At 63.6% G+C, this 12102-nt stretch carries 13 protein-coding genes; 3 read left to right on the top strand and 10 right to left on the bottom strand.

Annotated elements, in window-relative coordinates; all coding sequences use genetic code 11:
• Positions 1-85 precede the first annotated feature (85 nt).
• Positions 86-1705 (top strand): OprO/OprP family phosphate-selective porin, encoded by a 1620-nt coding sequence (locus tag ACFDR6_RS28715; RefSeq protein WP_375860317.1) that lies wholly within the window; start codon positions 86-88, stop codon positions 1703-1705.
• A 173-nt stretch (positions 1706-1878) separates the two neighbouring features.
• Here the strand turns inward: ACFDR6_RS28715 and ACFDR6_RS28710 are convergent, their stop codons facing one another.
• Positions 1879-2256, bottom strand: coding sequence for a winged helix-turn-helix transcriptional regulator (locus ACFDR6_RS28710; protein ID WP_212092194.1), 378 nt, complete (start codon positions 2254-2256; stop codon positions 1879-1881).
• A gap of 135 nt (positions 2257-2391) precedes the next feature.
• Here ACFDR6_RS28710 and ACFDR6_RS28705 point away from each other — a divergent pair, with 135 nt between their 5' ends.
• The gene (locus tag ACFDR6_RS28705) at positions 2392-3405 is read left to right on the top strand and encodes a zinc-binding alcohol dehydrogenase family protein (protein ID WP_317243634.1); all 1014 of its coding nucleotides are present in this window, start codon (positions 2392-2394) and stop codon (positions 3403-3405) included.
• A gap of 109 nt (positions 3406-3514) precedes the next feature.
• Here ACFDR6_RS28705 and ACFDR6_RS28700 read toward each other — a convergent pair whose 3' ends face one another.
• On the bottom strand, positions 3515-3811 hold the full coding sequence (locus ACFDR6_RS28700; RefSeq protein WP_212092196.1) for a DUF1330 domain-containing protein: 297 nt from the start codon (positions 3809-3811) through the stop codon (positions 3515-3517).
• A gap of 8 nt (positions 3812-3819) precedes the next feature.
• Positions 3820-4608 (bottom strand): SDR family NAD(P)-dependent oxidoreductase, encoded by a 789-nt coding sequence (locus tag ACFDR6_RS28695; RefSeq protein ID WP_375860316.1) that lies wholly within the window; start codon positions 4606-4608, stop codon positions 3820-3822.
• A 202-nt stretch (positions 4609-4810) separates the two neighbouring features.
• Between ACFDR6_RS28695 and ACFDR6_RS28690 the strand changes: the two genes are divergently transcribed.
• On the top strand, positions 4811-5788 hold the full coding sequence (locus ACFDR6_RS28690; protein WP_375860314.1) for a Bug family tripartite tricarboxylate transporter substrate binding protein: 978 nt from the start codon (positions 4811-4813) through the stop codon (positions 5786-5788).
• A gap of 77 nt (positions 5789-5865) precedes the next feature.
• Here ACFDR6_RS28690 and rplQ read toward each other — a convergent pair whose 3' ends face one another.
• The 7 genes from rplQ to secY all read right to left on the bottom strand — a co-directional run bounded on the left by rplQ (position 5866) and on the right by secY (position 12061).
• Positions 5866-6282 (bottom strand): 50S ribosomal protein L17, encoded by a 417-nt coding sequence (gene rplQ, locus ACFDR6_RS28685; protein ID WP_018322277.1) that lies wholly within the window; start codon positions 6280-6282, stop codon positions 5866-5868.
• A 162-nt stretch (positions 6283-6444) separates the two neighbouring features.
• The gene (locus ACFDR6_RS28680) at positions 6445-7476 is read right to left on the bottom strand and encodes a DNA-directed RNA polymerase subunit alpha (RefSeq protein WP_063195091.1); all 1032 of its coding nucleotides are present in this window, start codon (positions 7474-7476) and stop codon (positions 6445-6447) included.
• Positions 7477-7584: 108 nt separating this feature from the next.
• Complete coding sequence (gene rpsK, locus ACFDR6_RS28675) at positions 7585-7974, bottom strand: 30S ribosomal protein S11 (protein WP_007603045.1); 390 nt, start codon at positions 7972-7974, stop codon at positions 7585-7587.
• Between the two features lie 131 nt (positions 7975-8105).
• Positions 8106-8474: a 30S ribosomal protein S13 gene (rpsM, locus tag ACFDR6_RS28670; protein WP_008549231.1), complete on the bottom strand. Its 369-nt coding sequence runs from the start codon at positions 8472-8474 to the stop codon at positions 8106-8108.
• A gap of 184 nt (positions 8475-8658) precedes the next feature.
• A complete protein-coding gene (locus ACFDR6_RS28665) occupies positions 8659-9525 on the bottom strand; it encodes an adenylate kinase (protein WP_212092199.1) in 867 nt (288 codons plus the stop codon).
• Complete coding sequence (locus tag ACFDR6_RS28660) at positions 9522-10733, bottom strand: preprotein translocase subunit SecY (RefSeq protein WP_375848725.1); 1212 nt, start codon at positions 10731-10733, stop codon at positions 9522-9524. Before ACFDR6_RS28660 ends, ACFDR6_RS28665 begins: the two co-directional genes overlap by 4 nt.
• On the bottom strand, positions 10730-12061 hold the full coding sequence (gene secY / locus ACFDR6_RS28655; RefSeq protein ID WP_212092201.1) for a preprotein translocase subunit SecY: 1332 nt from the start codon (positions 12059-12061) through the stop codon (positions 10730-10732). The genes ACFDR6_RS28660 and secY overlap by 4 nt, the downstream gene beginning before the upstream one ends.
• Positions 12062-12102 lie beyond the last annotated feature (41 nt).

The raw sequence follows: 12102 nt of genomic DNA, 5'->3' as shown, positions 1-12102 counted from the left end.
GGGCCGGTCATCGATCATACCTAGGCTCTCCGCCAGCGACTTATCACGGACTTTGGGAAAGTTCGTCAAACGATGGAGGCGTAACGTGAGCAGGAGCAGAACAAGAATTGCAGCCACGGCGATCGGTCTCGCCGGCGCGCTGGCGGCCTCGCAGGCCCAGGCCCAATCGGCAAGCAGCAGCGAGCAGGAGATTGCCCTGCTCAAGCAACAGTTGAAGATGCTGGAGCAAAAGCTCGACAAGCTCCAGAGCCAGACCGCCGCGAACACGGCGGCCACCGCGAAGGCCAAGGCCGAAGCGAAGGCCGAGGCCAAGGCCGAAGCGCGCTCGGAAGCAAAGGCCGCAGTTGCCAACGCCAATGCCGCGATCCCCGTCAAGGGACCGGCGCCGGCCTCCGGCGTCGTCGTGACGATGCCGAACAACCGGCCGACCATTTGCACCGCCGACCAGGCGAACTGCGTCGCCATCACCAGTCGCCTGCACTGGGATGTGGGGGGCTATGACTACCGTCCCAACACCGCAGCGACCGTGCCGCAGAAGCTCGACAGCGGCCAGAACGTTCGCCGCGCGCGCATCGGCGTCACCGGCAAGTTCTTCAACGACTGGAATTTTGCGCTGGTCTACGATTTCGGTGGCTCGTCCGATGGATTTGGCGGCGCCGCGCCGGGATCTCTCCCGGGCGGTGGCCTCTCCGGTGTCGAGAACGCTTATCTCAGCTACACCGGTCTGAAGCCGTTCGGCGGACGGATGGCGATCGAGGCCGGCATCATGGACCTGCCCTACACCCTGGACGAGGCCACGAGTTCCAACGACATCATGTTCATGGAGCGCGCCTCGCCCGGCGTGATCGCCACCAACATCGCCGCAGGCGACTTTCGCTCCGCAGCCGGTGCGCGCTGGTACAACGACCAGCTCTGGATCGGCGGCTATGTCACGGGACCGTCGACGGGTGCGATCCACTCCGCCTCCAGCGCGACGCCGGCGGGCACGAGCGAGCAATATGGCGCCGTGGCGCGCGTGGCCGGCAATCCGATCAGCGCCAAGGACTACTCGGTGCATATCGGCGCCAATGCGCAATGGCTGATCCAGCCGCCGCGCAATCTGATCGCAAACACGCAGACGGTCACGCTCAGCGATCGTCCGGAACTGCGGCTTGATCCGACGACGCTGATCTCGACGGGCGCCATCGCCAACGCTTCGGGCGCGCAGGTCTACAGCGTCGAGGCGGCGGCAACCTATGGTCCGCTCGTCGTCCAGGGCGAGTACTTCTGGTACAATGTCGACCGCACCGCCAATACCGGCGTTCCGCTGGTCGGCGCGCCGAGCCTCAAATTCCAGGGCGGCTACGCGCAGGCCGGCTACGTGCTGACGGGCGAAGGCCGGAGCTACAATGCGGCGAACGCGGCCTATCACGGCGTCAAGCCGGCACATCCGTTCTCGCTCGACGGCGGCGGCTGGGGCGCGTGGGAGATTGCGGGACGCTTCTCGACCATCGATCTCAACGATCAGCTCGCGACCGCGAGCGGTGTCGCCGGCGGCCGGCAGACTGTCTATACGCTCGCGCTCAATTGGTACGTCAACGGCAACGTCCGTTTCATGCTCGACTACCTGCACGGAACGGTGTCGCGGCAGGCCTCGCCGATCTCGACCGCAAACGTCGGCTCGACGTTCGACGCCGTCGCGATGCGAACGCAGTTCGCGTTCTAGGCAAACTCGTCGTCCCGGGGCGCGCGCCAGCGCGAACCCGGGGCCCATCACCACAGGATGGAGTTTGGCGAAGACCCCGGAGTTGCCGGGTCGCGCTAAAACTTCGCCCTGTGGATATGGATGACGCGTCCGCGGGGATGACACCAAGCTTGAGGAACGCGCTCCTCGATAATCTATGCCGCGCGCTTCGGCTTCTTCACGACCACTGGCGCTGGCGCGCAGGACAGTCGCTGCTGATGGCTCTCGCCCCAGGCCTTGAGGATATCGATCACCGGCCTGAGGCTCTCGCCGAGCTCGGAGAGGCAATACTCCACCCGCGGCGGCACCTCGGCATAGACCTTGCGGATGACGAGCTTGTCCTCCTCCAGCGCGCGAAGCTGTTTCGTCAGCATGCGCTGGGTGATGCCGGGCATGCGGCGGCGCAATTCGCCGAAACGCTGGGTGCCGCTCTGCAGGTGATAGAGGATGACGCCCTTCCACTTGCCGTCGATCAGGTCCAGCGTCGCCTCGACCGAGCAGCCCGGGCGCCGGGCAAAATCGCGCCGCTTCATGCGTGTTTTCCCAATAGTATCCAAACGGGGACTATATCCCCGAATTTACAGTACTTGCCAAATCGGAGCCAGAGCGACAGTTAGCAGGACAGGCGCATGTCCCCAAGCTGGGCGCCCATCTGATGGAGACAAACCATGAAGGCCATCGGCTACAAGAAATCGCTTCCGATCGAGGACGCGGATTCGCTGATCGATTTCGAGACCGCAAAACCCGAGCCCAAGGGGCGCGACATCCGCGTCGCCGTGAAGGCGATCTCGGCCAATCCGGTTGATTACAAGGTACGCAAGCGCGCCGCCCCGCCCGCGGGCGAGACCAAGATCTTGGGTTATGACGCGGCCGGCGTGGTGGACGCTGTCGGGCCCGAGGTCTCTCTATTCAAGCCGGGCGACGAGGTGTTTTACGCCGGCTCGATCCTGCGCCAGGGCACCAATGCCGAATTCCATCTCGTCGATGAACGCATCGTCGGCAACAAGCCGAAGTCGCTCTCGTTTGCTCAGGCAGCCGCCCTCCCCCTGACCTCCATCACCGCCTGGGAACTGTTGTTCGACCGGCTCGGCGCCGTGCCGGGCAAGAGCCTCGATCCGCGCACGCTGCTGATCACCGGCGGCGCCGGTGGCGTCGGCTCGATCCTGATCCAGCTCGCGCGCCGCCTCACCGGGCTGACGGTGCTCGCGACCGCAACGCGGCCGGAATCGCAGAAATGGTGCCTCGATCTCGGCGCGCATGCCGTGATCGACCACGGCAAGCCGATGAAGGAGCAGATCGAGAAACTAAAGCTGCCGCCGGTCGCATTGGTGGCGAGCCTCACCTTCACGGACCAACACTACAAGGCCATCGCCGAGTTCATGGCGCCGCAGGGCCGGTTCGGTCTGATCGACGATCCACCGGAGTTCGTCATGAGCACGTTCAAGGGCAAGGCGATCTCGGTGCACTGGGAATCCATGTTCACCCGCTCCTCGTTCCAGACGCCGGACATGATCGCGCAGCATCATCTGCTGAACGACGTCGCCGACCTCATCGACAAGGGCGTCTTGCGCACCACGCTTGACCAGACATTTGGCACGATCAACGCAGCAAATCTCAAACGCGCGCATGCGCTGCTCGAGAGCGGCAAGTCGCGCGGCAAGATCGTGCTGGAGGGATGGTAGGCGAAGGAGTCGCAGGGTGGGCAAAGGCGCACTTGCGCCGTGCCCACCACCTCTCTCGGTTGCTAAAAAAATGCGTGGGCACGCTGTCGCTTTGCCCACCCTACGGCAGCTAGGCTTCCGGCACGCCCTCGACGAACAGCAGCCGCCGCTCCAGCGCCGTCTGCCGCAGCTTGAGCGCCTCGGCATATTCCGGCGAGGCGTACCATTCCTTCAGCCTCGCCATCGAAGGGAATTCGACGATCACGATGGCCTTCGGCGGAAGATTGCCCTCCGCCAGTTCGGCCTTGCCGCCGCGGACGAGATAGCGCCCGCCGTACTGCGCGATCGTCTTCGCGGCGAGCGTTCGATAGGCCTCAAATCCATCGAGATCGCGCAATTCGACTTCCGAGATCACATAGGCTGTCATGCGCTGCCTCAGGCGATCGTATTCACGATGCCGCCCTCCGCGCGCAGCGCCGCGCCGTTGGTGGCAGAGGCTTCCTTCGAGGCAACGTAAACCACCATGTTGGCGATCTCATCGACGCTGGCGAAGCGCTGAATCAAGGAGCTCGGGCGATGCTGCTTGACGAAATTGGCCGCGGCCTCGTCCACGGACTGTCCGTTTTGCTTCGCGAGATCCTTCACGAAGGTCTCGACGCCCTCCGACATGGTCGGGCCCGGCAACACGGAATTGACTGTGACGCCGGTGCCACGCGTGAGCTGCGCGAGGCCGCGCGCGACCGAGAGCTGGGCCGTCTTGCTCATGCCGTAGTGGATCATCTCGACGGGAATGTTGAGCCCGGACTCCGAGGAGATGAAGACGATGCGGCCCCAATTGCGCTTGAGCATGCCCTTCATGTAGGCCCGCGACAGCCGCACGCCGCTCATGACGTTGACCTCGAAGAAGCGGCTCCAGTCCTCGTCCGGGATGTCGAAAAAATCCTTCGGCTCGAAGATGCCGGCATTGTTGATGAGGATGTCGACATCAGGCAGCGCCGCAACGAGCGCCTTGCAGCCTGCCGCGGTCGAGACGTCGGCAGCGATGCCGCGCACCTTGGCTCCCGCCCCTTCCAGCTTGCGGACGGCGGCGTCGACCTTGTCCTGGCCGCGGCCGTTGATCACGACGCTGGCGCCGGAAGCGGCCAGGCCCCTGGCAATGGCGTGGCCGATGCCGGCGGTCGAACCGGTCACGAGAGCAGTTTTCCCGGAAAGCTCGATGTTCATGTAGTATCTCCATCAGATCGATGACGGGGATATCGGACGCGGTGGACTTCGCCGCAATCGGCGCTCACCAATCAGTGAGACGATCGGGCGCTGTTCCGGCAGCAATTTGGTTCTCACGCCTCCGGCTCGTCCGCAGGTGGAATGATTATTGCTAAGCCAGATCCGAACATCGTTGCTCATGCGAACACGGAAGGACCAAGCGATGAAGAGAACCGCCCTCACTGTTGCGCTCGGGTTTCTCGGCCTGATGGGCGGCAATTCGCTCGCGCCGGCGCAAGCAGTCTATCCGGAAAAATCGTTGCAATTGATCGTCCCCTTTCCGCCGGGCGGCGCCTCTGACGTGGTCGCGCGCATCATCGGCGGCGAACTGGAGACGCGGCTCGGCAAGCCCGTGCTCATCATGAACCGTCCCGGCGGCGGCACCACGATCGCGGCCAAGGAAGTCGCGCGCGCGGCGCCCGACGGATACACCCTGTTCTTCAGCTCGAACTCGAGCTTCACGCTGCCGGCGGCCGTGAAGGAAAGTGTGCCGTACGACGCGGCGAAGGATTTCGAGCCGCTCGGCCAGGTCGGCAAGATCACGCTGGTGCTGGTCACCTACAAGGACAACCCGATCAAGGACGTGGCTGCGCTCGTCGCCGAGGCGAAGGCCAATCCCGACAAGCTGTCGCTCGCGTCCTTTGGCGTGGCGACCGTGTCGCATTTTGCCGGTGAGCTGTTCAAATCGGCCGCCGGGATCAAGATGGTCCACCTGCCCTACAAGGGCAGCGCGCCGGCAATGAACGACCTGATCGGCAAGCACATCCAGTACCACGTCGACACGGTGATCGCCGTCAAGCCGCAGATCGAGGCCGGCACCGTCAAGGTGCTCGCGGTGTTCTCGGGCAAGCGCACGCCTTTCCTGCCCGACGCGCCGACGCTCGCCGAGCTCGGCTACGGCAACATCGATTTCGCCTCATGGGGCGCCGTCGTCGCTCCCAAGGGCCTGCCGCCGGCCATTCACGACAAGCTCTCGTCGACCCTGGAGGGGACGATCAACAATCCCTCCGTAGCCGAGCGCTTCGCCAAGGTCGGCTTCGAGCCCGGCTTCGCGCGTTACAGCGATTGGCCGGGCGCCATCGGCAAGGAGACCGTTGAAATGAAGGCGATCGCGCAAAAGGCGGGGATCAAGGAAGAATAGTCCCGCGGGGGAATCGACCTGTACCGGAAACAAAAACGGCGCCCGAGGCGCCGTTTTCAATTCATATGCTGAGTGGCTTACGCCGCCTCGGCTTCCTTTTCCTGCACCGGACCCGAATCCTGGCCCTTGGCATCGACGTCGCGATCGACGAACTCGATCACGGCCATCGCGGCATTATCGCCGTAGCGGAAGCCAGCCTTGATGATGCGGGTGTAGCCGCCCTGGCGATCCTTGTAGCGGGGCGCCAAGACGTCGAACAGCTTCTTGACCTGGTCCTTGTCGCGCATCTCGGAGATCGCCTGGCGGCGCATGGCGAGGCCACCCTTCTTGCCGAGGGTGACGAGCTTCTCGACGATCGGACGAAGCTCCTTGGCCTTGGGCAGCGTGGTGACGATCTGCTCGTGCTTGATCAGCGCGGCGCACATGTTGGCGAACATTGCGCGGCGATGCTCGGCCGTGCGGTTGAGTTTCCGATGAACCTTGCCGTGACGCATGTGTGTAGTCCTTTTTCGATTGTGTCGCGGTGGTTCAGCGACTGGTTTTCAGGTGGGCTTCCTGCGTTCGCCCTGTCAGTCATTCCGGACGGCGCGAAGCGACGATCCGGAATCTCGTCATTCCGGGTTCGGCTCTGCGAGCCGCCCCGGAATGACGAATGCTCAGTAATGATCTTCGAAGCGCTTGGCGAGCTCGTCGATGTTCTCCGGCGGCCAGCCCGGCACTTCCATGCCGAGATGCAGACCCATCTGGGCCAGCACTTCCTTGATCTCGTTCAGCGACTTGCGGCCGAAGTTCGGGGTGCGGAGCATCTCCGCCTCGCTCTTCTGCACGAGATCGCCGATGTAGACGATGTTGTCGTTCTTCAAGCAGTTGGCCGAACGCACCGACAGCTCGAGCTCGTCCACCTTCTTGAGGAAGGCCGGGTTGAAGGCGAGGTCCGGGATGATCTCCTGGGCGACTTCCTTGCGCGGCTCTTCGAAGTTGACGAACACGTTGAGCTGATCCTGCAGGATGCGGGCAGCGTAAGCCACCGAGTCATCCGGCGAGATCGCACCGTTGGTCTCGATCGTCATGGTCAGCTTGTCGTAGTCGAGGATCTGGCCCTCGCGGGTGTTCTCGACCTTGTAGGAGACCTTGCGAACCGGCGAGTACAGGCTGTCGACCGGGATCAGGCCGATCGGCGCATCCTCGGGGCGGTTGCGCTCGGCGGGCACGTAGCCCTTGCCGGTCGCGACCGTGAACTCCATGCGAATCTCGGCGCCCTCGTCGAGGGTGCAGATCTGCAGGTCCGGGTTGAGCACCACGACGTCGCCGACAGTCTGGATGTCGCCGGCGGTGACGACGCCCGGGCCGGACTTCTTCACGACCATGCGCTTGGGGCCCTCGCCCTGCATCTTGATCGAGATGTCCTTGATGTTGAGCACGATGTCGGTGACGTCCTCACGGACGCCCGCGATCGAGGAGAACTCGTGCAGGACGCCGTCGATGTGCACCGACTGCACCGCCGCGCCCTGGAGCGAGGAGAGCAGGATGCGGCGCAGCGCGTTGCCGAGGGTCTGGCCGAAGCCGCGCTCGAGCGGCTCGGCGACGATGGTCGCGAAGCGGTTCGAATCGCTGCCCGGCGTGACCTGGAGCTTGTTCGGTCGAATCAGTTCTTGCCAATTTTTCTGGATCGTCACTGTTTCACCCATACAGGCCAGTCATACTGCGATTGCAGATACTGGCGTTGGAGAAAGGCCGCAGATTCCCGCGGCTTTGCAAAAAACAATCGCGGGCGCCGATGCGCCCGCAATTTCGTATCAAACGCGCCGACGCTTGCGGGGACGGCAACCGTTGTGCGGGATCGTGGTCACGTCACGGATCGAGGTGACGGTGAAGCCTGCGGCCTGGAGCGCGCGGAGCGCCGATTCACGGCCCGAACCGGGACCGGCAACTTCGACTTCCAGCGTGCGCATGCCGTGCTCCTGCGCCTTCTTGGACACGTCCTCGGCGGCAACCTGCGCGGCGTAGGGGGTCGACTTGCGCGAGCCCTTGAAGCCCATCGTGCCGGCGGAGGACCAGGCAATCGTGTTGCCCTGCGCGTCGGTGATGGTGATGGTCGTGTTGTTGAACGACGAGTTCACATGCGCGACGCCGGAGGCGATGTTCTTGCGCTCACGACGACGAACGCGGGTGGCTTCCTTGCCCATTGAGTACCTTTCCTGGAGATCTCGAACGCCGCCGTAATGCCAGCGGCTACACCTGTGGAAGCGAATAGCGGTAGCGAGTGGCGAATAGGGAGACGTCCCTACTCGCCACTCGCTACTGCGAATTCGCCAGTTTACTTCTTCTTGCCGGCGATGGCCTTCGCCGGACCCTTGCGCGTACGCGCATTGGTGTGGGTGCGCTGGCCGCGCACCGGCAGACCGCGGCGATGACGCAGGCCGCGATAGCAGCCGAGGTCCATCAGACGCTTGATGTTGATGCCGACCTCGCGGCGCAGGTCGCCCTCGACGAGATAGTCGCGGTCGATCACTTCGCGGATCTGGAGCACTTCGGCATCGCTGAGCTGATTGACGCGACGATCCACGGGGATCTTCACCTTCTCCAGGATCTCGCCGGCGATCTTCTGACCGATGCCGTGGATGTACTGGAGCGCGATCAGCACGCGCTTGTTGGTGGGAATGTTCACGCCGGCAATACGGGCCAAGGCCTTCTCTCCTGTCGCCGATCCTCGTCAGGATCGGGCTTAAGTGCTTGTGTTCTCGGGCAGGTGTTCACAAACGCGAACACGACGCCCACCCCCGGTCTTCCTGGGGCCCGGCATCGTCTGAAACTATCCGACTTGGATGCGGGGCTTATTAGGGGATTCCAGGGGCTTTCGTCAACCGCTGCTAGCGTTTGGCTCGCTTTTTCGTGACCTTTTTTGCAGCCTTCCTGGCACCCTTTTTGTGGGCCTTCTTGGCTGCCTTTTTCACCGCTTTCTTGACGGTCTTCTTGCCGGCCTTCCTGGCCGCCTTCTTGGGGCCCTTCACAGCCTTTTTGGCCGATTTGGCGCTCTTTTTGGCCGTTTTCGCCTTTTTGGCTGCTTTCCCGGCCACCGTCTTTCCCGCCCTGGCCTTCTTGGCCGGCGCAGCCTTGGCCGCGCTCTTGGCCCGGGTCTTGGGCTCGACCGCCCCCAGTGCCAGCAGCTGGCGATGGATGGCGCGGGTGACCTCGTCGATGGCCATCATACCGTCGATGGTCGAAAGCTTCCGCCGCTCGGAATAGTAGTGAATCAGCGGTTCCGTCTGATTCCGGTAGCTGGCCAAGCGCTTGGTCAGAACTTCCGGGGTGTCGTCGAGCCGGACCTCTTCTCCGCGCTCCCGCATCTGGGCAACGCGGGTCTCGACACGACTCAGAAGCGCGCTCTCGTTGACGCGAAGCTCGATCACGGCGTCCAGCTTGAGATGCTTGTGCTTGAGCAACTCGTCCAGCGCCTCGGCCTGCGGCACGGTGCGCGGGAAGCCGTCGAGGATGAAACCGTTCTTGGCGTCCGGCTGGTCGATCCGGTCGGAGATGATTCCGACCACGACCTCGTCGGGCACGAGGCCGCCGCTGGCCATGATCTCCTTGGCCTTCAGCCCGACCGGCGTCCCCGCGGCAACCGCCGCACGCAGCATCTCGCCAGTGGAGAGCTGGACGATGCCATAGCGCTGCACCAAGAGCTGCGCCTGGGTCCCCTTGCCCGACCCCGGCGGTCCCAGAAGTATAATTCTCATCGGCGTACGCCCCCCGGATTGGTGAGCGATACGTCGCGCACCTGTGTTTTGATATCAAGAGCGGTGCAAACCACAACCAGCGCCGCACCACCATTGACGATCATACTATAAGGCAGACCGATCCCGTAAAGGTCGAACACCTGCGGAATCAACTGCAATGCCGTCAGGTAGACGGCTCCGACGACCGTCGTCAATGATACGACGCGATCGAGATAGCCGGCCGTAGCTTCGCCAGGCGCCACACCGGGAATTGTGCCGTCATGCTGCGCCAGGGATTTGGCCGTGTGCTCGGGATCGACAACGTAGGCGGTGTAGACGAAGGCGAGCAGGAATACGGCGATCGACACCAGGATCATGTGCGCCGGCTGGCCCAGTTGGAGATGCCGGTACGCCGCGACGACCAGCGGATGATCGCCGCCCAGGACGAAGCCGGCAAAGGCAAGCGGCAGAAAGAAAGTCCACGGCGCAACGGTGACCGGAATCAGGAATCCGGCGCTGTTGAGCTTGATCGGCAGCACGGCATCGCGCCCCGGCAATTGCCGCGCGCCGACATCGCGCGCCCCGAACTCGACCCTGATATTTCGCCGTGCGCCTTCGACAAGCACGATCACGGCGACGGTCACGACCCAGAACACGGCGTGGATGAACACGAGATTGCCCGAGAGCGCCCCGCTCCGCACGACATCGGCGATGCCGGCGACGTCTCGCGGCAGGGAGACGAGCATGCCGACGCTCAAGATCAGCGCCAGGCCGTTGCCGATCCCGTAGCGGGTGATCTGCTCGCTCAGCCACACCAGCAGGAAGACACCACCAACCATCGAGGCCGTGGCGGTCATCACGAACCAACCGTCGGGATTCCTGACGAGCTCGGGAAAGGAAATCAGCGTGGACGCGATGCCGTACGCCTGAAAGGCAGCAAGAGCCAGCGTGAGGCCGAGCGTGACACGGACGAGCTTGCGCCGGCCCGCATCGCCCGACCGCTCGAGCGAACTCAGGCCGCGCCACACCACGGACAGCAACCGGAGAAAGATCGCCGCGGTCAGATAGGGAATGAGGCCGAGCGAAAAGAGCGACAGGCGGTCGTTGAAGCCGGGCAACGACGCCAGGCGAGAAGCATCCAGCCCCGGGATCGGGATCTGTGTGCCGAGCCTGAAAAGGAGCAGCGCGCCAATCGTGAAAGCGATCCGGCGCGCGAGCTCCCTGCTCATCTACGGCGGCCGCGCAGCTTCGACTTGCGGATCAGGCCTTCGTACTGATGCGCCAGCAGATAACCCTGCACCTGCGCCACCGTGTCCATGGTCACGCTGACGACGATCAGCAGCGAGGTGCCGCCGAAGTAGAAAGGCACCGAGGCGTAGGAGATCAGGATCTCCGGGATCAAGCAGACGATCGCCAGATAGATCGCACCTAGCACCGTGACGCGCGAGAGCACGTAGTCGATATATTCCGCGGTGCGCTCGCCGGGACGGATGCCCGGTATGAAGCCGCCGTGCTTCTTCAGATTGTCCGCGGTCTCGGTCGGGTTGAACACGATCGCGGTGTAGAAGAAGGCGAAGAACACGATCAGCGCCAGATACATGATCAGGAACAGCGGACGGCCGTGGCCGAGCTGGGTGGTGATCCACTGGAACCATTCCGGCCCGCTGCCCGCATTGAAGTTGGCAACCGTGGTCGGCAGCAGCAGCAGCGAGGATGCGAAGATCGGCGGGATCACGCCGGAGGTGTTGAGCTTGAGCGGCAGATGCGAGGACTGGCCCTCGAACATCTTGTTGCCGACCTGGCGCTTCGGATACTGGATCAGGAGGCGGCGCTGCGCGCGCTCCATGAAGACGATGAAGGCGATCACGGCGACCGCCATGATGATGACGACCAGAATCAGGCCGGTCGACATCGCGCCCTGACGGCCGAGTTCGAGCATGCCCGCGAGCGCGGCGGGAAGCTCGGCGACGATGCCGGCGAGAATGATCAGCGAGATGCCGTTGCCGATGCCGCGCGAGGTGATCTGCTCACCCAGCCACATCAGGAACATGGTGCCGCCGGTCAGCGTGACAGAGGTCGAGAGCAGGAAGAACAATCCGGGTTCGCTGACGACATTGCCGGCGCCCTGAAGTCCTACCGCAATGCCGTAGGACTGGAACGCGGCCAGAATCACCGTGAGAAAGCGGGTATACTGATTCAGCGTCTTGCGGCCGGCTTCGCCTTCCTTCTTCAGCGCCTCGAGCTGCGGCGAGACGGTGGTGAGAAGCTGGATGATGATCGAGGCCGAAATGTACGGCATGATGTTCAGCGCGAAGATCGCCATGCGGTTGATGCCACCGCCGGCAAACATGTTGAACATGCCGAGGATGCCGCCGGCCTGCGAGCGGAACACCTGTTCCCAGGCGCTCGGGTCGATGCCGGGCAGCGGAATGTAGGTCCCGAGCCGATAAACGAGCAGCGCACCCAGGGTGAACCAGATGCGCTTCTTCAGTTCGTCGGCCTTGGCAAACGCGCCGAAATTGAGATTGGCTGCCAGTTGTTCCGCTGCAGAGGCCATCTTGGACTTTCTCCCGCCGCCTATTGCGCCGTCATGCCCGC

The organism is Bradyrhizobium tunisiense (assembly GCF_042263385.1).
In the GTDB taxonomy this organism is placed as follows: Bacteria; Pseudomonadota; Alphaproteobacteria; order Rhizobiales; family Xanthobacteraceae; genus Bradyrhizobium; species Bradyrhizobium tunisiense.
The sequence above is the reverse complement of the archived record's forward strand: the minus strand, read 5'-3'. Positions and strand labels throughout refer to the sequence as shown.